This window comes from Citrobacter tructae (genome assembly GCF_004684345.1).
GTDB lineage: Bacteria > Pseudomonadota > Gammaproteobacteria > Enterobacterales > Enterobacteriaceae > Citrobacter > Citrobacter tructae.
This window is the reverse complement of sequence record NZ_CP038469.1, coordinates 3,907,169-3,929,179: the sequence shown is the minus strand read 5'-3', so window position 1 is coordinate 3,929,179 and position 22,011 is coordinate 3,907,169. Positions and strand designations below refer to the sequence as shown.

Annotated in this window: 17 protein-coding genes; 9 read left to right on the top strand and 8 right to left on the bottom strand. The window is 53.8% G+C overall.

Translation table 11 applies throughout. The features are described 5' to 3' along the window. Positions 1-32: 32 nt before the first annotated feature. The 5 genes from rpoN to npr all read left to right on the top strand — a co-directional run bounded on the left by rpoN (position 33) and on the right by npr (position 3,520). Positions 33-1,466 carry an RNA polymerase factor sigma-54 gene (rpoN, locus tag E4Z61_RS19510; protein WP_135324159.1) on the top strand — a complete coding sequence of 478 codons (1,434 nt, stop codon included), beginning with the start codon at positions 33-35 and terminating at the stop codon, positions 1,464-1,466. Positions 1,467-1,488: 22 nt separating this feature from the next. Beyond that, positions 1,489-1,776 carry a ribosome hibernation promoting factor gene (hpf, locus tag E4Z61_RS19505; protein ID WP_003025078.1) on the top strand — a complete coding sequence of 96 codons (288 nt, stop codon included), beginning with the start codon at positions 1,489-1,491 and terminating at the stop codon, positions 1,774-1,776. Positions 1,777-1,859: 83 nt separating this feature from the next. Next, entirely contained in the window at positions 1,860-2,351 is a 492-nt protein-coding gene (gene ptsN / locus E4Z61_RS19500; protein ID WP_135324158.1) for a PTS IIA-like nitrogen regulatory protein PtsN, read from the top strand. A gap of 45 nt (positions 2,352-2,396) precedes the next feature. Then, a complete protein-coding gene (gene rapZ, locus E4Z61_RS19495; protein ID WP_003025085.1) occupies positions 2,397-3,251 on the top strand; it encodes an RNase adapter RapZ in 855 nt (284 codons plus the stop codon). After that, positions 3,248-3,520 carry a PTS phosphocarrier protein NPr gene (gene npr, locus E4Z61_RS19490; protein WP_096755498.1) on the top strand — a complete coding sequence of 91 codons (273 nt, stop codon included), beginning with the start codon at positions 3,248-3,250 and terminating at the stop codon, positions 3,518-3,520. The genes rapZ and npr overlap by 4 nt, the downstream gene beginning before the upstream one ends. 48 nt (positions 3,521-3,568) lie before the next feature. Here npr and mtgA read toward each other — a convergent pair whose 3' ends face one another. From mtgA to mnmL, 4 genes are all read right to left on the bottom strand, one after another. After that, positions 3,569-4,288, bottom strand: coding sequence for a monofunctional biosynthetic peptidoglycan transglycosylase (gene mtgA / locus E4Z61_RS19485; RefSeq protein WP_135324157.1), 720 nt, complete (start codon positions 4,286-4,288; stop codon positions 3,569-3,571). Beyond that, positions 4,285-4,938, bottom strand: coding sequence for an isoprenoid biosynthesis glyoxalase ElbB (gene elbB, locus E4Z61_RS19480; RefSeq protein WP_135324156.1), 654 nt, complete (start codon positions 4,936-4,938; stop codon positions 4,285-4,287). Before elbB ends, mtgA begins: the two co-directional genes overlap by 4 nt. 229 nt (positions 4,939-5,167) lie before the next feature. Then, the gene (arcB, locus tag E4Z61_RS19475) at positions 5,168-7,504 is read right to left on the bottom strand and encodes an aerobic respiration two-component sensor histidine kinase ArcB (protein WP_135324155.1); all 2,337 of its coding nucleotides are present in this window, start codon (positions 7,502-7,504) and stop codon (positions 5,168-5,170) included. Positions 7,505-7,598: 94 nt separating this feature from the next. Next, on the bottom strand, positions 7,599-8,528 hold the full coding sequence (mnmL, locus tag E4Z61_RS19470; RefSeq protein ID WP_135324154.1) for a tRNA modification radical SAM protein MnmL/YtqA: 930 nt from the start codon (positions 8,526-8,528) through the stop codon (positions 7,599-7,601). A 687-nt stretch (positions 8,529-9,215) separates the two neighbouring features. Here mnmL and gltB point away from each other — a divergent pair. From gltB to E4Z61_RS19450, 4 genes are all read left to right on the top strand, one after another. Then, positions 9,216-13,676 carry a glutamate synthase large subunit gene (gltB, locus tag E4Z61_RS19465; protein ID WP_135324153.1) on the top strand — a complete coding sequence of 1,487 codons (4,461 nt, stop codon included), beginning with the start codon at positions 9,216-9,218 and terminating at the stop codon, positions 13,674-13,676. Between the two features lie 12 nt (positions 13,677-13,688). Continuing rightward, positions 13,689-15,107: a glutamate synthase subunit GltD gene (gene gltD / locus E4Z61_RS19460; RefSeq protein WP_135324152.1), complete on the top strand. Its 1,419-nt coding sequence runs from the start codon at positions 13,689-13,691 to the stop codon at positions 15,105-15,107. A gap of 250 nt (positions 15,108-15,357) precedes the next feature. Next, entirely contained in the window at positions 15,358-16,608 is a 1,251-nt protein-coding gene (gene codB / locus E4Z61_RS19455) for a cytosine permease (protein ID WP_135324151.1), read from the top strand. After that, the gene (locus tag E4Z61_RS19450; protein ID WP_135324150.1) at positions 16,598-17,878 is read left to right on the top strand and encodes a cytosine deaminase; all 1,281 of its coding nucleotides are present in this window, start codon (positions 16,598-16,600) and stop codon (positions 17,876-17,878) included. Before codB ends, E4Z61_RS19450 begins: the two co-directional genes overlap by 11 nt. A 51-nt stretch (positions 17,879-17,929) precedes the next feature. On the opposite strand, the gene nanQ is transcribed toward E4Z61_RS19450, so the two are convergent. From nanQ to nanA, 4 genes are all read right to left on the bottom strand, one after another. Beyond that, on the bottom strand, positions 17,930-18,397 hold the full coding sequence (gene nanQ, locus E4Z61_RS19445) for an N-acetylneuraminate anomerase (protein ID WP_135324149.1): 468 nt from the start codon (positions 18,395-18,397) through the stop codon (positions 17,930-17,932). Next, positions 18,394-19,269, bottom strand: coding sequence for an N-acetylmannosamine kinase (nanK, locus tag E4Z61_RS19440; RefSeq protein ID WP_135324148.1), 876 nt, complete (start codon positions 19,267-19,269; stop codon positions 18,394-18,396). Before nanK ends, nanQ begins: the two co-directional genes overlap by 4 nt. A 106-nt stretch (positions 19,270-19,375) precedes the next feature. Continuing rightward, complete coding sequence (locus E4Z61_RS19435) at positions 19,376-20,866, bottom strand: MFS transporter (protein WP_135324147.1); 1,491 nt, start codon at positions 20,864-20,866, stop codon at positions 19,376-19,378. Between the two features lie 127 nt (positions 20,867-20,993). Next, complete coding sequence (gene nanA, locus E4Z61_RS19430) at positions 20,994-21,887, bottom strand: N-acetylneuraminate lyase (protein ID WP_135324146.1); 894 nt, start codon at positions 21,885-21,887, stop codon at positions 20,994-20,996. Positions 21,888-22,011 lie beyond the last annotated feature (124 nt).

Sequence of the window (22,011 nt, the reverse complement as noted above, 5' to 3'; positions counted from 1 at the left end):
TCACGTTACTGCAGGAGAAAACAACTCTGAACATGAAGCAAGGTTTGCAACTTAGGCTTAGCCAACAACTGGCGATGACGCCGCAGCTACAACAGGCTATCCGTCTGTTGCAGTTGTCCACGCTGGAACTTCAGCAAGAACTTCAGCAAGCGCTGGAAAGTAACCCACTGCTCGAGCAAACCGATCTTCACGACGAAATTGATACCCAGGAAAAACAGGACAGCGATTCCCTCGACACCGCAGATGCGCTCGAACAAAAAGAGATGCCGGAAGAGCTGCCGCTTGATGCCAGTTGGGATGAGATTTACACCGCAGGCACGCCGTCCGGCACCAGCGGGGATTACATCGATGACGAACTGCCTGTGTATCAGGGTGAGACCACGCAGTCACTGCAGGATTACCTGATGTGGCAAGTAGGATTAACCCCGTTCTCTGATACCGATCGCGCCATTGCCACGTCAATTGTTGATGCGGTTGATGAAACCGGGTATCTCACCGTTTCTCTGGACGATATTCTCGAAAGCATGGGCGATGACGACATCGGGATGGATGAAATCGAAGCCGTGCTTAAACGCGTTCAACGTTTTGATCCCGTTGGCGTCGCGGCAAAAGATCTCCGCGATTGCTTACTGATCCAATTGTCGCAGTTTGACAAAACTACCCCGTGGCTGGCAGAAGCAAGACTTATCATCAGCGATCACCTCGATCTGTTAGCCAATCATGATTTCCGCTCGCTGATGCGCGTGACCCGGTTAAAAGAAGATGTTCTGAAAGAGGCCGTCAATCTGATCCAGTCGCTGGATCCGAGACCCGGACAGTCGATCCAAACCGGTGAGCCGGAATACGTGATCCCGGATGTACTGGTGCGCAAGCATAACGATCGTTGGGTCGTCGAACTGAACAGTGACAGCATTCCACGCTTACAGATTAATCAGCACTATGCCGCCATGTGCAATGGTGCGCGCAACGATGCCGACAGTCAGTTTATTCGGACAAATTTACAGGATGCGAAGTGGCTGATTAAAAGTCTGGAAAGCCGCAACGACACGCTGTTGCGCGTCAGTCGCTGTATCGTTGAGCAGCAGCAGGCCTTCTTTGAGCAAGGCGAAGAATTTATGAAACCGATGGTGCTGGCGGATATCGCCCAAGCCGTCGAAATGCACGAATCGACCATTTCCCGAGTGACCACGCAAAAGTATCTGCACAGTCCACGCGGCATTTTTGAACTCAAGTATTTCTTTTCCAGCCACGTCAACACTGAAGGCGGAGGCGAAGCCTCATCCACGGCGATACGCGCGCTGGTGAAGAAATTAATTGCTGCGGAGAACCCTGCGAAACCGCTGAGTGACAGCAAGTTAACCTCTATGCTGTCAGAACAGGGTATCATGGTGGCGCGCCGCACCGTTGCGAAGTACCGAGAGTCTTTATCCATTCCGCCGTCTAACCAGCGCAAACAGCTGGTCTGACCCAACCGATAAGGAAGACACTATGCAGCTCAACATCACTGGAAACAACGTCGAAATCACTGAAGCCCTGCGCGACTTTGTAAACACAAAGTTCGCCAAACTTGAGCAATATTTCGACCGGATTAATCAGGTCTATATTGTGTTGAAAGTGGAGAAGGTGACACACATCTCGGATGCAACACTGCATGTAAACGGTGGCGAAATTCATGCCAGCGCGGAAGGTCAGGATATGTACGCCGCCATTGACGGTTTAATTGATAAACTGGCTCGGCAGTTAACAAAACATAAAGATAAACTGAAACAGCACTAACTTGTCCGGGCAGTTAGCGGGTGCAGGACGGCCTGTTGTGAAGCACAACGGGCCATTTGTACAGTTAGCGCTTAGGTGAAATTATGACAAATAACGATACGACTCTACAACTGAGCACTGTTCTCAACCAGGAATGTACGCGCTCTGGCGTTCACTGCCAAAGCAAAAAACGCGCACTGGAAATCATCAGTGAACTGGCGGCAAAGCAGCTCAGCTTGCCTTCTCAGGTGGTATTTGAAGCCATCCTGACGCGTGAAAAAATGGGCAGTACCGGCATCGGCAATGGTATTGCCATTCCGCACGGAAAGCTGGAAGAAGACACGCTGCGCGCAGTCGGTGTATTTGTGCAACTCGAAACGCCTATCGCTTTCGACGCCATTGATAATCAACCGGTCGATCTGCTGTTCGCCCTGCTGGTTCCCGCCGACCAAACCAAGACGCATTTGCACACGTTGTCGCTGGTTGCAAAACGTCTGGCAGATAAAACTATCTGTCGTCGCCTGCGCGCCGCGCAGAGTGACCAGGAGCTGTATCAAATCATCACGGACACCGAAGGTGGACAGGATGAAGCATAACAACCCAATGGCATCCTTTTTTGTCGTTGTGAGGAGAAACAGTACATGGTACTGATGATCGTCAGCGGTCGTTCAGGGTCAGGCAAATCGGTCGCCCTGCGTGCGCTGGAAGATATGGGTTTTTACTGCGTGGATAACCTTCCCGTAGTGCTGCTGCCCGATCTGGCCCGTACTTTGGCCGATCGCCAAATTTCTGCGGCCGTCAGCATTGATGTGCGCAACATGCCTGAGTCGCCAGAAATTTTCGAGCAGGCAATGAATAACCTGCCTGAAGGTTTCTCGCCGCAGCTGCTGTTCCTTGATGCTGACCGTAACACACTAATCCGCCGCTACAGTGATACTCGTCGACTGCACCCACTCTCCAGCAAAAATTTATCTCTGGAAAGCGCAATTGATAAGGAAAGTGACTTACTGGAACCGCTGCGTTCCCGCGCTGACCTGATCGTCGACACGTCAGAAATGTCCGTGCATGAACTGGCAGAAATGTTGCGTACACGACTGTTGGGCAAGCGTGAACGTGAGCTGACCATGGTATTCGAGTCCTTTGGCTTTAAGCACGGCATTCCAATTGACGCGGATTATGTCTTTGACGTGCGCTTCCTGCCGAACCCGCACTGGGATCCCAAACTACGTCCGATGACCGGTCTGGACAGACCCGTCGCCGCATTTCTCGACCGCCACACAGAAGTACACAATTTTATCTACCAGACTCGCAGCTATCTTGAGCTATGGTTACCCATGCTGGAGACCAACAACCGCAGCTACCTCACCGTAGCCATCGGCTGTACCGGCGGGAAACACCGTTCGGTGTATATTGCAGAGCAACTGGCAGACTACTTCCGCTCACGCGGTAAAAACGTGCAGTCACGCCATCGTACGCTGGAAAAACGCAAATCATGACCGTGAAGCAGACTGTTGAAATCACTAATAAGCTGGGCATGCATGCCCGGCCAGCAATGAAGCTGTTTGAATTAATGCAGGGTTTCGAAGCGGAAGTGCTGTTGCGTAACGATGAAGGCACAGAGGCGGAAGCGAACAGCGTAATTGCCCTGCTGATGCTGGATTCCGCCAAAGGTCGCCAGATAGAGGTTGAAGCCTCCGGTCCACAGGAAGTTGAAGCCTTGGCAGCAGTGATTGCGCTGTTTAATTCGGGGTTTGACGAAGACTAGTCCCGCTGGCCGGAGAAGGCGCTCTTGCCACATCCGGCAATAACACAATTAGTACAGCTTATTTTCCCGCATAAACGACTCACCGCCTAACTGACGCATTTGCCGTATAATCCACACCTGACGATTACGCACATAGCCTGATGGGGCATTCGCCTTAAAACGCAGGGGATTTGGCAGCACCGCAGCCAACAATGCCGCTTCTGACTGACTCAAGCGACTAGCCGGTTTATGAAAATAACGTTGCGCCGCCGCTTCTACGCCGAACACGCCGTCGCCAAACTCCGCGATATTCAGATAAACAGTCAGAATACGTTTCTTGCTCCAGACCGTTTCCATGCCCAGTGTGAGCCCGGCCTCGAGACCTTTACGCACCCAGCTGCGTCCATCCCACAGAAAGAGGTTTTTTGCCGTCTGCTGCGAGAGCGTCGACGCCCCACGAATGCGGCTTTCATTGCGCTCATTATGCGCCAGCGCTTTTTCTATCGCGGTGACATCAAATCCCCAATGCTGAGGAAATTTTTGGTCTTCTGCGGCGATGACAGCCAACCCCATCCACGGCGATATCTCATCCATACTGACCCAGTCAGAATGTGCCACATAACCAAAATCACCGTGTAACCAGGCGCTGATTTGTCGTTCAGCCATTACCGCCGAAAAGGGCACCGGCAGCACGCTGAAGAGGGCGATGCCCCCGCCCCAGAACACGGCGAGGACAATGACCGCCCGTAGAAAAATACGCCGAAAAAAGGCGGTCACCCCTTTTTTCATTCAGTCAGCACCAGCACGCGTGATACCAGCTTGTCGATACCGCTCGCAGCCTGTGCGATATCCTGCGCCAGCATATAAGCAGGCGTGGTCACGATTTTGTGGTCTTCATCAACCACGATATCATCGACCGGGCAAGGCACATGCTCTGCCCCCATCTCTTCCAGCACTTCTGCGGTATCAATATCAGTGCCAATCGTCAGACGCAGTGGAAAATCGAAAATTTTAGGCAACATCGCTGGGGCAATGCACATAAACCCCAACGGCTTACCGGATTGATGCATGGCTACCGCCAGCGCGGCTAAGTCGCTATCCACCCGACATTCGCTGCCCTGACTGGCGAAATTACTTAGATTCTTCGCCGCACCGAATCCGCCGGGCACAATCAGCGCATCCAGTTCCGTAGAGACAGCCTGTGCAAGGGAGCGAATATCACCACGGGTTATGCGTGCGGCCTCAATCAGGACATTGCGGGTTTCCTGCATTGGCTCGCCCGTCAGATGATTAATCACATCGACTTGTTGTTTATCGGGCGCAAAGCAGATGGCCTGAGCCCCATTGCGGGCAATTGCCAGCAGCGTTAACACAGCTTCATGGATCTCCGAGCCGTCATACACACCGCATCCACCGAGCACTACGCCAATTTTTTTCATCGTGATACTCCTTTCGCAACTGGCTGAAGCATATTAATAATTCTTATTAAAATGCTACGCTTCACACATTTAACTGATTCATGTAACAAATTATTTAAGATTTGCTATCTTAACTGCGTGCGGCCTGAAAAATAGGGCTGCGCCCTTGTAAACAATGATAATAATTTACGGCGCAGCCACGATTTCCCTGGTGTTGGCGCAGTATTCGCGCACCCCGGTTAAGCCGGGGTCATTTTTTTTCCACGCTCGCTACCCAGGCTCTTAATACCGCTACGTCGTGCTGCCACTCCTGCTTCATCTCTTCAATCCATTCACCCACATTATCTTCCCAGGCAGGAAGGTCCGGTGATTGAATTTGCTGGCCCAGCTGTTGCAAGTGCCGCAGACCGACTGACCCCGCCGCACCTTTGATTTTGTGGCCTTCCTCAACAACGCCTTTTTTATCACGCGCGGTCAGATTGGACTCCAGCACGCTCAAATATCCCGGCATCATCTTCTCAAATACCGCCAATCCGTCGGTAATTAACTTCGGTCCCACCAGCTCGAGGTATTGTTCCAACATGGGAATATCTAACAGCGCTTGCGATTTACTGCTCTCTTCAGATGTCACAGTGCTCTCCTCTTTGTTTCGGGTATCCCAGTATTTTTTGATCATGGCAGTTAACGCCGGAACAGACAGCGGCTTACTCAGCACGTCGTCCATTCCCGCGTCCAGATACTCTTTTTTATCTTTCAACACGTTGGCTGTGAGTGCCACCAGCGGTGGCAGATCTTCCCGCGCGTATTTTTGCGTCAGCTCTCTGGAGATATCCAGGCCCGTCATATCCGGTAGTTGGATATCCAAGAGCACCAGGTCGTATTCACCAGGCTGGAACATTTCCAGCGCGGCTTTCCCGGTCATAGCAACATCCACACTGTTGCCCAGCTTTTCCAGCACCGAACGGGCGACAATAACGTTGAGTTCAATATCTTCCACCAGCAGCACGTTCAGAGCAGGTAACGGCATGTCGTCTTCTTCGAAGGCGTCTTCGATCTCTTCCGCAACGGCAGGAGCGTGAACGGTAAGGGTAAAGACGGAGCCTTTCCCCGGCTGGCTAGAAACCGTAATATCGCCGCCCATGTTTTTCGCCAGACGCTTCGATACGGCAAGACCAATTCCGGTACCGGTGGCTGGTTTACCACCATTGCTGTCCTTCACCTGATAATACATGGCGAAGATTTTATCCTGCTCATCCTGCGGAATACCGATACCGGAATCTTCCACTTCAAAATGCAGCATGTTGCCTTGGTCATAGCGCGCCCGCACGGTGACCTGCCCTTGCTGGGTGAACTTCACGGCGTTGCTGATCAGATTCCACAGGATTTGCCGTAGACGCGTCCCGTCGGTAATGACCTTATGCGGCAGCGGCAATGTCGGATCAAGAACAAAGCGTAGCCCTTTTTGCTGCGCCTGCAGGCCGGAGAGGTTTTCCAAATCGGCCATAAAGCTGGTGAAATCTATCGGCTGGTTATCGAGCTGAACTTTACGCCGCTCCATCTTATCCATATCGATAATATCGTTGAAAATATTCCCCAATGTCACGGCGGAAACATGGATGGTTTTCAGGTATTTTTCCTGTTCAGCGGTCAGATCCGTATCCAGCAGGATCCGGCTTAAGCCGACAATGCCGTTCAGCGGTGTACGCAGTTCGTGGCTGATGGTTGAGATGAAGGTGGTCTTGTCGCGGCTGGCGCGTTCTAGCGCATCCTGGTAGCGCTTACGCTCGGTAATATCACGACCAAAGCCCATCAGGCCGTGTCGCTTACCGACGCGGTCGTAATAAGGCACTTTACGAATTTCAAAGCAGGCTTTACGCCCGTCCGGGTAGTCCAGCCATTGCTCATAAGTTAACGAGACATTATGGCGGAATACCTTCTCGTCGGTTTCGATAACCTTCTCAGCCGCCTCAGGGGAGTAAACATCAGCCGGTTTTAAATTCACCAGCTGCTTTTCGCTCTTCCCGGTCAACAGCTCCATCGCACGGTTACAGCCGGAAAATTCTTTATCTTCATTGCGATAAAAAACCAGATCCGGTGAGGCATCGAGAAAAGAACGCAAAAATGAAGACTGTTGCTCAAGCTGGATCTGCGCTTCTTCACGCTCTTTGATTTCAACTTTAAGCTGTTCAAACGTATCCCGGCGTTCTGCTTCCGCCTTTTCACGTTCGACAATCTCCTGGTTAAGCTGCGCAATATTGTCCTTCAACTGCACGTTAAGCTTGAGATCGCGCTCGCGCATCTCTTCCAGCTTTTGTACCAGTCGTGACAGGCGTTGTCGGGACTCCTCCAGTTGCTCCACCACTACTGACAGGAAATAGACTGCCCAGGGGGTAATTAACAGACCAAAAAAGATAGAGCGGATGACATCAATACTTTCTACCTGGCCATGCAGCACCATGGTGACAGCCATCTGCACCACAATTGCCAACACAACCAGAGCCAGCGCCAATAGCAGCGAAAAGCGCACCAGACCTAATTTCATCATCAGGTCGACATAATACTGCGCTAGCATTCGAATTTGCTTCATAGAGGGTTCCTTCACGACAACTTGGCACAATAATACTCAATTCTCGGCGTGACGTTTAAGATTGTGCAAGAAATGCGTTATTTCCCTCACAGCACTATGCTGTCGGCGGGCTCCATAGGCGTCCGAGGGCAGATCCCTGCGCGCCATTGATATTGAGATAACGGTCCAGTTCGACCATCCCGGTCCAGCGATTCTCACACCACAATGGTGCTAACAGCGTCGGGCGACGGGCGCTGGCGGAAATACGGTGATAGATGATCTCCGGCGGGGTATGGCGAATCATTTCACCGGCGGTTACCATGTAATCAGTCAGCTCAATACCGTTCAGACGCCCAGCCTCCCAGGCCTTCGCCATAATACTGCCCTTCACGATATGCAGAGGATGCAGCTTAATGCCATCGACGCCAGTCTCCACCACGCGTTGCAGGGTTTGCAGACATTCCGCGTGCCCTTCTCCCGGCAGGCCGACAATCAGATGCGAGCACACTTTCAAACCGCGCTCACGCGCTAACTGCGTGGTGCGCTGATAGCAGGCAAAATCATGCCCACGGTTAATACGGTGCAGCGTTTTATCATGGGCGGTTTGTAGCCCCAGTTCCAGCCACACCTCATAGCCCTGATCTTTATATTCGCAAAGCAGATCGAGCACCGCCTCCGGCACGCAATCGGGGCGCGTCCCGACACATAGCCCAACAATATTGGTCTGGCTTACCGCCTGCTGATACATAGAGCGCAGTACCTGCACTTCGGCAAAGGTGCTGGTATAAGCCTGAAAATAGGCCAGGTAGAGTTTGGCGCGATTCACCAGCTGCGCCTGATGTTCGAGCTGCTCGGCAATGGAGTGCTGCTGCTGCGCTTCATCGGCAAAAGAAGCGACATTACAGAAGGTGCACCCGCCACGTCCAATGGTGCCATCGCGATTTGGACAGCTAAACCCCCCGTGCAGCGTGAGTTTATGAACCTTTTGCCCATAACGGCGAGAAAGATCCCCACCAAACATATTGACTAATTTCTGTAACTGCATAATCTGATAGACCGCGCCTTGAAAAGAGGCCAAAGCCTGCCATTTTTAGCCCCAGTCGGCGATGACCTGGATCAATCGCCCTGGCGTGCTTTTATTCATTGCATAACCAAGCAGAATTATCGAAATTTCATTCATTCAAAATGTGATTACTTTTCCTTATATCCTGTGATTTTTTTTATCTTCTGACGGCCCACAGATAAAAACAGTATCTTTAAGACGCGTAAACTCCACAAACCAGCATAAAATGCCAAATATCGCGATAAACAAAGGGAGGACAAGCGATAACAGGCCGTTCTTACAGTGAGACAGATCACACTTCCCCCTCGATTCATTGTGCGTTAGATCAATGTAAAAAAGTCATTATTTTCAACATATTCATTAAGTTAATTGGGCTATAGCACATTTTTGTATAAATAAGATTGCCATTTGACCTGTGTGTGGATTCCCGATAACGTGGAAATCCGCTGGAAGCTTTCTGGATGAGCAGCCTGCTCATCATATTTATGCAGTAATTGAGATTCCCTCTGAAGCAAGTCCTCAAACTTGTTTGACCTATGCGAAAAGGATTAAAGAGGGCGAATGCGAGGTAAGCGTATAACGCGCAACCCCCGTCGCCATGCTCTTGGTGTGCCTGTGCGCAAACGGTATCGGAGAGGTGTCCCGCAGAGCCTGGGGAGGTTCACTGATATGTTGTACGATAAATCCCTTGAGAAGGATAACTGTGGTTTCGGCCTGATCGCCCACATAGAAGGCGAACCTAGCCACAAGGTAGTGCGTACCGCCATACACGCACTGGCCCGTATGCAGCACCGTGGTGCCATCCTCGCTGATGGTAAAACCGGCGACGGATGCGGTCTGTTATTACAAAAACCCGATCGCTTTTTCCGCATCGTTGCCGAAGAGCGCGGCTGGCGTTTAGCCAAAAACTACGCGGTCGGCATGATCTTTTTAAATAAAGACGCAGAGCTGGCGGCGGCATCTCGTCGCATCGTCGAAGAAGAATTACAGCAGGAAACCCTGTCTATTGTGGGCTGGCGCGACGTGCCAACCAACGAAGGTGTTCTCGGTGAAATTGCCCTCTCCTCCCTGCCCCGAATTGAGCAAATTTTTGTTAACGCCCCTGCAGGCTGGCGTCCACGCGATATGGAACGTCGTCTGTTTATTGCTCGTCGTCGCATCGAAAAACGTCTACAGGGCGATAAAGACTTCTACGTCTGTAGCTTGTCCAATCTGGTCAATATCTATAAAGGTCTGTGTATGCCGGCGGATCTGCCGCGCTTTTACCTGGATCTCGCGGACCTGCGTCTGGAATCGGCCATCTGCCTGTTCCACCAGCGCTTCTCCACCAATACCGTGCCGCGTTGGCCACTGGCCCAGCCTTTCCGCTATCTGGCGCACAATGGCGAAATCAATACCATTACCGGTAACCGCCAGTGGGCACGCGCCCGTACCTATAAATTCCAGACGCCACTGATCCCGGATCTCCACGACGCCGCGCCGTTTGTTAACGAAACCGGCTCCGATTCCAGCTCGATGGATAACATGCTCGAACTGCTGCTGGCCGGCGGGATGGACATCATCCGCGCCATGCGCCTGCTGGTGCCACCAGCCTGGCAGAACAACCCGGATATGGACCCGGAGCTGCGCGCGTTCTTTGACTTTAACTCCATGCACATGGAGCCGTGGGATGGCCCGGCGGGCATCGTGATGTCTGACGGTCGCTTTGCCGCCTGTAACCTGGATCGTAACGGCCTGCGCCCGGCGCGCTACGTCATAACCAAAGACAAGCTGATTACCTGCGCCTCTGAAGTCGGTATCTGGGACTACCAGCCCGATGAAGTGGTGGAAAAAGGCCGCGTCGGTCCGGGTGAACTGATGGTGATTGACACCCGCAGCGGGCGTATTCTGCACTCGGCGGAAACCGATGATGACCTGAAAAGCCGCCATCCGTACAAAGAGTGGATGGAGAAAAACGTCCGCCGCCTGGTGCCGTTTGAAGATCTGGCTGACGATCAGGTCGGCAGCCGCGAACTGGACGATGACACCCTCGCCAGCTTCCAGAAACAGTTTAACTACAGTGCTGAAGAACTGGATTCCGTGATCCGTGTGCTAGGTGAAAACGGCCAGGAAGCGGTCGGTTCAATGGGCGATGATACCCCGTTTGCCGTACTTTCCAGCCAGCCGCGCATCATTTATGACTACTTCCGCCAGCAGTTCGCGCAGGTCACCAACCCGCCGATCGACCCGCTGCGTGAAGCGCACGTCATGTCGCTGGCCACCAGCATCGGTCGTGAGATGAACGTCTTCTGCGAAGCCGAAGGTCAGGCACACCGTCTGAGTTTTAAATCGCCGATCCTGCTGTACTCCGATTTCACTCAGCTCACCACCATGAAAGAGGAGCATTATCGCGCTGACCGGCTCGACATCACCTTCGACGTGAGCGAAACCACACTGGAAGAAACCGTCAAAGCATTGTGCGATAAGGCTGAACAGATGGTGCGTAATGGCACGGTGTTGCTGGTGCTCTCTGACCGTAACATCGCCAAAAACCGCCTGCCGGTTCCCGCACCGATGGCGGTTGGCGCGGTGCAAACACGCCTGGTAGAACAAAACCTGCGTTGTGACGCCAACATCATCGTTGAAACGGCCAGCGCCCGCGATCCCCACCATTTTGCTGTGCTGCTGGGCTTTGGTGCGACGGCCATTTATCCGTACCTCGCGTATGAAACGCTGGGACGCCTGATCGACACTCACGCCATCGCCAAAGATTACCGGACCGTGATGCTGAACTACCGTAACGGCATCAACAAAGGTCTGTACAAAATCATGTCCAAAATGGGCATTTCGACCATTGCCTCTTACCGCTGCTCGAAACTGTTTGAAGCCGTTGGTCTGCACGACGACGTGGTGGCGCTGTGCTTCCAGGGCGTGGTCAGCCGCATCAGCGGCGCAGGCTTTGCTGACTTCCAGCAGGATCTGTTAAACCTCTCCAAACATGCCTGGCTGGCACGTAAGCCCATCAGCCAGGGCGGCTTGCTGAAGTACGTCCACGGCGGCGAATACCACGCCTACAACCCGGACGTGGTGCGCACGCTGCAACAAGCGGTACAAAGCGGCGAGTACAGCGACTATCAGGAATATGCAAAGCTGGTCAACGAGCGCCCGGCAGCCACGCTGCGCGACTTGCTGGCGATTACGCCTGGCGATGAAGCCGTTAGCATTAACGAAGTAGAACCAGCAACCGAACTGTTTAAGCGCTTTGATACCGCCGCCATGTCTATCGGCGCGTTAAGCCCGGAAGCGCATGAAGCGCTGGCGGAAGCGATGAACAGCATCGGCGGCAACTCCAACTCCGGCGAAGGCGGCGAAGATCCGGCGCGTTACGGCACGAATAAAGTATCGCGCATCAAACAGGTCGCTTCCGGTCGCTTTGGCGTGACCCCGGCGTATCTGGTCAACGCTGACGTCATTCAGATTAAAGTCGCTCAGGGCGCGAAACCTGGCGAAGGCGGTCAATTGCCGGGTGACAAAGTCACGCCGTATATCGCCAAACTGCGCTATTCAGTTCCGGGGGTGACGCTGATCTCGCCGCCGCCACACCACGATATCTACTCTATCGAGGACTTAGCGCAGCTGATTTTCGACCTGAAACAGGTTAACCCGAAAGCAATGATCTCCGTGAAGCTGGTTTCCGAACCGGGCGTCGGTACTATCGCCACCGGTGTAGCGAAAGCCTATGCGGACCTGATCACCATCGCGGGTTATGACGGCGGTACCGGTGCAAGCCCGCTTTCTTCTGTGAAATACGCGGGCTGTCCGTGGGAACTCGGTCTGGTGGAAACTCAGCAGGCGCTGGTGGCTAACGGTCTGCGTCATAAGATTCGTTTGCAGGTCGATGGCGGTCTGAAAACCGGTGTCGATATCATCAAAGCGGCAATACTGGGCGCAGAAAGTTTCGGTTTCGGTACCGGCCCGATGGTCGCTCTGGGCTGTAAATATCTGCGTATTTGCCACCTGAACAACTGCGCAACCGGCGTAGCAACTCAGGATGAAAAACTGCGTAAAAATCACTACCACGGCCTGCCGTTTAAAGTGACCAACTACTTTGAATTTGTGGCCCGTGAAACCCGAGAGCTGATGGCTTCACTTGGCGTAAAACGTCTGGTGGATCTGATTGGCCGTACCGATCTGCTGAAAGAGCTGGAAGGGTTTACCGCTAAGCAGCAGAAGCTAGCGCTGTCTCACCTGCTGGAAACCGCGCAACCCCACCCTGGCAAAGCGGTTTACTGCACCGAGAACAACCCGCCGTTTGACAACGGTGTGCTCAACGCGCAGCTGCTGCAACAGGCGAAGCCGTTTGTCGATGAACGCCAGAGCAAAACCTTCTGGTTCGATATCCGCAACACCGACCGTTCCGTTGGCGCGTCGCTGTCTGGCTATATCGCTCAGACGCACGGCGATCAGGGTCTCGCGTCCGATCCAATCAAGGCGCATTTCAGCGGTACGGCAGGCCAGAGCTTTGGCGTGTGGAACGCGGGCGGCGTGGAGTTGTATCTGACCGGCGATGCCAACGACTATGTCGGTAAAGGCATGGCGGGCGGCCTGCTGGCAGTACGTCCTCCGGTAGGTTCTGCCTTCCGTAGCCACGAAGCGAGTATCATCGGCAACACCTGCCTGTACGGCGCAACCGGTGGCCGTATGTTTGCCGCAGGCCGTGCGGGCGAACGCTTTGGCGTACGTAACTCCGGTGCTATTACCGTCGTCGAAGGTATTGGCGACAACGGCTGCGAATACATGACTGGCGGCATCGTCTGTATTCTCGGTAAAACGGGCGTTAACTTCGGCGCAGGCATGACGGGCGGTTTCGCCTACGTACTGGACGAAGACGGTGAATTCCGCAAACGCGTCAACCCGGAACTGGTGGAAGTGCTGGGCGTTGAAACCCTGCCTATCCACGAAGAGCATTTGCGCGGCTTGATTACCGAGCACGTACAGCACACCGGCTCGTCACGCGGGGAAGAGATCCTGGCCAACTGGCCGGCATTCTCGACGAAATTCGCGCTGGTTAAACCGAAGTCCAGTGATGTGAAAGCACTGTTGGGTCACCGTAGTCGTAGCGCAGCTGAGCTGCGTGTGCAGGCGCAGTAAGGGGTAGCAGCAATGAGTCAGAACGTATACCAATTTATCGACCTGCAGCGCGTTGATCCACCGAAGAAACCGCTGAAGATCCGCAAGATCGAGTTTATCGAAATTTACGAGCCGTTTTCCGAAGGCCAAGCCAAAGCGCAGGCAGATCGCTGCCTGTCCTGCGGCAACCCGTACTGCGAATGGAAATGCCCGGTACATAACTACATCCCGAACTGGCTGAAGCTGGCTAACGAAGGACGTATTTTTGAAGCGGCAGAACTGTCGCACCAAACCAATACACTGCCGGAAGTCTGCGGCCGTGTGTGCCCACAGGACCGTCTGTGTGAGGGTTCCTGTACGCTAAACGATGAGTTCGGCGCGGTGACCATCGGCAACATTGAGCGCTATATCAACGATAAAGCATTTGAGATGGGCTGGCGTCCGGATATGACCGGTGTGCGCCAGACCGATAAACGCGTCGCCATTATCGGTGCCGGTCCGGCGGGCCTTGCCTGTGCCGATGTACTGACCCGTAACGGCGTGAAGGCAGTGGTTTTTGACCGTCATCCTGAGATTGGCGGTCTGCTGACCTTCGGCATTCCGGCCTTCAAGCTGGAAAAAGAAGTGATGACCCGTCGCCGTGAAATCTTCACCGGCATGGGCATTGAGTTCAAACTGAACGTTGAAGTGGGCCGTGACGTGCAGCTCGACGATCTGCTGAAAGATTATGACGCCGTGTTCCTCGGTGTCGGTACCTATCAGTCGATGCGCGGTGGGCTGGAAAACGAAGACGCCGATGGCGTGTTCGACGCTCTGCCGTTCCTGATTGCCAATACTAAACAGCTGATGGGCTTTGGCGAAAGCAGCGACGAGCCGTATATCAGCATGGAAGGCAAGCGCGTGGTGGTACTGGGCGGTGGTGATACTGCAATGGACTGCGTGCGGACGTCTGTTCGTCAGAACGCATCACACGTAATTTGCGCCTATCGTCGCGACGAAGAAAACATGCCGGGCTCTCGCCGCGAAGTGAAAAACGCTCGCGAAGAGGGTGTTGAATTCCAGTTCAACGTTCAACCTTTGGGTGTGGAAGTGAATGCCAACGGCAAAGTGTGCGGCGTGAAAATGGCGCGCACCGAAATGGGTGAGCCGGACGCGCAAGGCCGCCGCCGCGCAGAGATCGTACCGGGCTCTGAACACATCGTTCCGGCTGATGCCGTGGTAATGGCGTTTGGTTTCCGTCCACACAGCATGGAATGGCTGGCACAACACAGCGTCGAGCTGGATTCACAAGGCCGCATCATCGCTCCAGAGCGAAGCGACAACGCATTCCAGACCAGCAACCCGAAAATCTTCGCCGGTGGTGACATTGTGCGGGGTTCAGATCTGGTGGTAACGGCAATTGCCGAAGGCCGTAAGGCGGCTGACGGGATCATGAACTGGCTGGAAGTGTAATCCAGTCTCTTCCGGTATCTCATCTTCGCCCGTGGATGAGATACCAAATTCCTGCCGCAATACCACCAAACCTGTTATTTAAAACCAGCATGACAGCACAATTCTCAACGGGAGAAACCACCCGAATCAATCCCCATGTACATCAATGCCGCGAATGAAAACAAATAAATAATTAGACGGAAACGTTTGCTTTATTCTAGGAACTGTATATTATGCGGCGGATTTTTTGGGCAAAACTCATGGAGGCGTTGTGTCGCAGGACAACAATTATAGCCAGGGCCCCGTCCCTCTGGCGGCGCGGAAAGGCGTGATTCCACTAACGTTTGTCATGTTGGGGCTCACATTTTTTTCCGCCAGTATGTGGACCGGAGGCACGCTCGGTACCGGTCTTTCCTACAATGATTTCTTCCTGGCAGTTCTCTTCGGTAATCTTCTCCTCGGTATATACACTGCATTTCTCGGTTTCATCGGCGCAAAAACGGGGCTCTCTACCCACCTTCTGGCACGTTACTCATTTGGAGTGAAAGGTTCGTGGCTTCCCTCACTGCTATTAGGCGGTACACAGGTAGGCTGGTTTGGCGTTGGTGTAGCCATGTTTGCTATCCCGGTTGGCAAAGCGACGGGAGTTGACGTCAATATCCTGATTGCGGTTTCCGGTCTGTTGATGACCCTGACCATCTTTTTTGGCATCTCAGCACTGACCGTTTTATCTATCATCGCCGTGCCTGCCATCATTATTCTTGGCAGCTACTCCGTCTGGCTGGCAGTAAGCGATGTGGGTGGTTTGGACCATTTAAAAGCAATTGTGCCGCAAACGCCGCTTAATTTCTCAACCGCACTGGCACTGGTGGTAGGCTCGTTTATCAGCGCAGGTACGTTAACCGCCGACTTCGTCCGCTTTGGCCGCAATGCCAAAGGCGCGGTGCTGATTGCCATGGTGGCTTTTTTCCTTGGCAACTCGTTGATGTTTATCTTCGGTGCGGCAGGTGCCGCCGCTGTCGGACAGGCCGATATATCTGACGTGATGATTGCCCAGGGGCTGCTGCTGCCCGCGATTGTGGTTCTTGGCCTGAACATCTGGACAACTAACGACAATGCGCTATACGCATCGGGTCTGGGGTTTGCCAATATTACCGGCCTTTCCAGCCGCACGCTGTCAGTCACTAACGGTATTATCGGCACACTGTGCGCACTGTGGCTTTACAACAACTTTGTTGGCTGGCTGACATTTCTGTCGGCAGCGATTCCTCCGATTGGCGGGGTGATCATCGCTGATTATCTGTTGAATCATCGCCGCTATACCGATTTCAGCAAAGCGTGCTTTATGTCGGTCAACTGGATAGCTATCCTGTCCGTCGCACTGGGCATTGCCGCCGGTCACTATATTCCAGGTATTGTGCCCGTCAACGCCGTACTCGGCGGCGTATTCAGCTATATCCTGCTGAATCCACTTTTCAATCGCAGCTTTGCTAAATCCCCGGAGGTCAGCCATGCAGAATAATAACATCACCATTCGCCAGGCGCGTTTACAAGGACGCGAAGGATTATGGCAACTCACGATTGAAAACGGGCGTTTTAGCCGTATTGAGCCTCAGGACGTTGCATCTTTACCGCAGAGTGAAGTACTTGATGCCGAAGGCGGCCTGGCCATCCCACCGTTCGTTGAGCCACATATCCATTTGGACACCACGCAAACCGCGGGTGAGCCGAGCTGGAATCAGTCTGGTACGTTATTCGAGGGTATCGAGCGCTGGGCCGAACGTAAGGCAATGCTCACGCACGAAGACGTAAAAGCGCGCGCCATGCAGACCCTGAAATGGCAGATGGCCAACGGTATCCAGTATGTTCGTACACACGTTGACGTTTCCGATCCGACGCTAACGGCGATGAAAGCCATGCTGGAGGTGAAGCAAGAAGTCGCACCATGGGTAGAGCTGCAAATTGTCGCGTTCCCGCAAGAAGGTATTCTTTCTTATCCCAACGGTGAGGCGCTATTAGAAGAAGCCGTGCGTTTAGGTGCCGACGTCATTGGCGCGATCCCCCACTTTGAATTTACGCGTGAATATGGCGTTGAGTCACTGCATAAAATTTTCGCCCTGGCGCAAAAATATGACAGGCTCATAGACGTACACTGCGACGAAATTGATGATGAGCAATCACGCTTTGTTGAAACCGTCGCTGCGCTGGCGCACCGCGACGAGATGGGAGAACGTGTGACAGCCAGCCATACTACGGCAATGCACTCCTACAACGGCGCGTATGCTTCCCGCCTTTTCCGCCTGTTGAAAATGTCCGGTATTAACTTCGTCGCAAATCCGCTGGTGAATATTCATTTGCAAGGGCGCTTTGACACGTACCCTAAACGTCGCGGCGTAACGCGCGTCAAAGAGATGCTGGAAGCGGAGATCAATGTCTGCTTTGGCCATGATGACGTATTCGATCCGTGGTATCCGCTGGGCACCGCCAATATGTTGCAAGTGCTGCATATGGGATTACACGTGTGCCAGTTGATGGGATACGGGCAGATTAATGATGGACTGAACCTGGTCACAACCCACAGCGCGAAAACCTTGCACCTGCAGGACTACGGTCTGAGCGTGGGGAACTCCGGGAACCTGGTGATTTTACCGGCAGAAAATGGGTTTGACGCGGTTCGTCGCCAAACGCCTGCACGGTATTCAATTCGCCACGGGCGGATCATTGCCGAGACGGTGCCAAGCCAGACCACGCTGCATCTGACGCAGCCGGAAGCGGTGACGTTTAAGCGATAAAAGAATAAACCTGTGTCGGATGGTGCTTACCTTGCCATCCGACACGGTCTGTCAGCCGTGTAATAAGCTCGCGCGCACCTTAATCACTGCTTTTTTGATTTCCACTGGCTCCTCCACCACACAACCTGGTTTATGCGGCTCACCCGGCATAAAAATCACGAATCTCCCCGGCTTCAGTACAATAGACTGCTCATCGGCAATCTGACTGCACAGCTGATAATCATCCTCAACATGCATCTCTTCGCACTGACGAGCAGAATCGGTCATACCGAACAGAATACGTTCTTCACCCGACAGCAGCAGTTGGATATCAATGTAGCGTTCATGCAGCTCCGCTTTTTTCTCCTGCGGCGGTTGCGTGACGAACTGCATCACATTCATAAACAGATCATCGCCCTTCAGCTCATAGTGCCCAGGTGCTTTATTCTGTACGTCTGCCATCAGCGCAAGAGCCAGCGCGTCAAGCAGAACAGGCGGCAATCCCGTAGAAGATAGCGACTGTAACTCGCCCATAATCATGATAACTCTCCTTGTGCTAACAGCGCCGCGCCCAGTAATCCGGCATCATGGCGATAACGTGCCGCGCTCAGTGGGACGTGATACACCGGCGGTTCTTGCACCAACAACGTGCGGACCTGCGCCAGATACCCCTCCGCCAGCCCGACACTGCCACCGATTACCACACGCTGGCAGTCAGTCGTTGCTTTGACATCGGCTATCAGTCGCGCCAGCACCTGTGCAGAATGTGCAATCAGCCGCATAGCCTGCTCGTGCCCCTGGGCCGCACGCATAAACAGCGTTTTGGCATCGCAGCCAGCAAGGTCACCCTGTGCGGCGGCGGCAATCCCACGACCGGACGCGATAGCCTCCACACAGCCGGTACGACCGCAGCCGCAGACCGGTCCATTAGGATCCGCCAGCGTATGCCCTAAGTGCCCTGCCAGTCCGTCAGGTCCGGTGAGTAACTTGCCATTGCTGACCACACCGCCGCCCACGCCGGTCGACACGGTGATAAACACCATGTCGTTTATCCCATCATCCATAGCGTGATATTCCGCCCAGGCCGCCGCCTGCGCATCATTAACCGCCATGGTCGGTAAACCGGTCAGCTCTTTTAAGGTTTGTACCAGCGGGAAGTACATGAGCCCGCCAAGATTTAGCGGATTAATCGCCAGTAATGCGCCCTCACGGATAATTCCGGTGGAGGCAATCGCGACATGCGTCACCTGCGCCCGCAGTGGCTCAATTAGCGCCTGTAACGCGGCTCGCAGGGCATCCGACGTTTTACTGGCAGGTGTCGGAAGTTCACGGCGCTCGTGGATATGTAAATTGCTATCCACCCGCGCGGCGGCCAGTTTGGTACCGCCAATATCGATCGCCAGCGTGGTCATAACACAGCCTTCTGCATCGCGGTGATAATCTTTTTATCCCGCAGCTCAAGTAACAACATAGTTCTTCCCTTACAGTAATTGCCCGGTTTGATACCGGGCAATCGGATTAACTTTTTGATTTCACCAGTGCGTTTTTATCACTGCCAAGCGGTACAGCACCGCTAAACGGTTTACCGTCGATAGCGTCATGCGTACGCATTGCTTCCGGGCGGATCCATCTCTGGACGCGCGTCGGCATATCGAGGCCAATCAGCAGGATCACCACAAAAGTCAGGCTGAAGGAGAGCGAGCCAAGAGCAGTACCGAGATCGAGGCGTTGGGCGATCAACGCCCCGAGGATCGGCGCTAATGCACCGCCCAGCGCACCCACGTTGTAGGTAAAGCCCAGCCCTGCCGCACGTTGATCCGTTTCGAAATATCCGCCGATCAGTTTCGGTAAGATCCCCGAGATCCCCTGCCCCAGCATTTGCTGAAAGAAGAGCAGAAAGCCCAATACCCAAACGCTGGATCCCCCAATTGCAAACACCGGGATGATCAATAACTGCGAGGCCAGCAGGCTACAGACGTAGGCTTTACGGGTTCCCAGCCAGTCGCCGAGGAAACCACCCACGCAACAGCCCACCGCTGCGCCAAAGCCGCTAAAGAACAGAACGTTGGCAACGGTATGCGGATCGTAGGCCAGCTCGGTTTTGAGATATGTCGGTAGCAGTGCCTGAATCGGCCAGGAGTAGAGGAAGGCAAACAGCACCACCACCATCAACATCACACCGGTTGGCCAGCGCTTGCCGCTGCTTTGCACCATAAAACTGATAAAGATGATGGCGCACACCAGACCCAACAGCGCAACCAGCCCGGCAATGCGCGCTTCACCCGCGAAGCAGTACCACAGCGATGCGCCCGCCACGCAGGTCATGATGATGTTCATCACCCGATACTGGCCGCGATAGAGAATATCGACCATCGTGCGTACCGGGGCTTTACCTTCGTGCTTCGCTTTCCAGTCTTCCGCTTCCGGAATGTTTTTACGCAGCCAGAGCGCAAAGACGATGGGAACAATGCCGATGAAAAAGAGCGCACGCCAGCCCCAGACGGGCACGACCAAGCTGTAGACTTGTGCGGCGATCACCGCCCCGACAGAGAAGCCGGAAATCAGGAAACCACTGGCTTTATTACGCAACTGTTTCGGCCAGCTTTCAATAACATAGGTGGCGCTGGAGCCGTATTCACCCGCCATCCCCATCCCAATAACCAGTCGGGCAATAAACAGCGAGGTGTAGCCCGGCGCAAAGCCGCAGGCAAGCGTACCCACCGAAAAGAGGATGATGCTGGAGACCATTGCCAGACGACGGCCATAGCGGTCGCCCATTGCGCCAAGCATCAGACCGCCAAACCAGCGCGAGATAAAAGCAGCAGAGATAAGGCTCGCCGCCTGTACCGTCGTTAAACCAAATTCGCTCTGCACTTCCGTCAACACCAGGGCGATTAATACGAAATCAAAACCATCAAGCAAATACCCCAACCAGGCGGCGGAAAATGCCCGCCACTGTGCCCGGTTGAGATGGCGATACCACGGGATATTCTGCGTCGTTGTACTCATGGTGAGTCTCCCGCGGTGGGCTGTGCCCACGCGCTTTGGTATGAATGTGTTTGTGGTTGCGCCGGATGCGCTAACGCTTATCCGGCCTGCGGTTGGCCCGGCTTGCGTTAGCACATCCGGCGAAATCTTAGCCCCGCTCCTGCATCAGTTGCTGTGCCAGCGCTTTTAGTTCTGGCAGGAACGTCTCGTCCACCGGAGCAAACGGTTTGCGACACAGCGGTACGGAAACGACGTCCATGTAGTGCAGTACCGTTTTCAACCCACGGAATACGCCCACTTTGATCAGCAGGTCGATCACCTTGTTACACTCGCGCTGCAACTGTTGCGCTTTCGCGATATCGCCTTCTTTTAGCGCCTGCGCGATCCCCATGTAACGCCAACCCATGATGTTGTAGGTGCTGCCGATCCCACCGTCCGCGCCTGCCAGCAGGCCGGAAGCGAAGATCTCGTCATAACCGTTGTAAAGCACCAGATCAGGATGCGCGCGGCGGATCTGCTCCATCTGGTAGAGATCCCCGGAGGTTTGTTTCAGCGCCCCAACGCCGGGCAGCGTGACCAGGGTGTTGATCTGATCCAGCGTCAGTTTTACACCACTCAGCGCCGGAATGTTGTAGACCACCATCGGTAATCCATCAGCCGAATCGATAATTGCGCGGTAGTGATCGCAATGCTCTTCAAAGCTGAACGGATAGTAGAACGGTGTAACGGCAGAGACGGCATCAAAGCCGCAACGCTTCGCCGCTGCCGCCAATTGCTGGCTTTCCGCTGTGCTGACGCAGCCGACATGCGCAATGAGCGTAATTTTTCCTTTGGCTTCTTCCGCCACAATTTCAAGAACTTCCTCACGCTCGGCCAGGCTCTGAATAAAGGCTTCTCCGGTAGAGCCCCCGACGTATACCCCGTCGATCCCCTGCGCGATGTTGAAACGAACCAGACGACGCAGACTGTCTTTATCAATCTTCTGTTGTGCGTCAAATGGGGTCAGGAGTGCGGGCATTACGCCCCGTAAATTGCTTGTCATACATACCTCGTAGTGATGTTTGATGGTATTAACTGTGTACCTTTATACCTGTTATACCAGATCACTTTTGAAGCAGTGTAATACAGAAAGCTTATTGTGCGATCGAGTTCACTAAACCGATCGC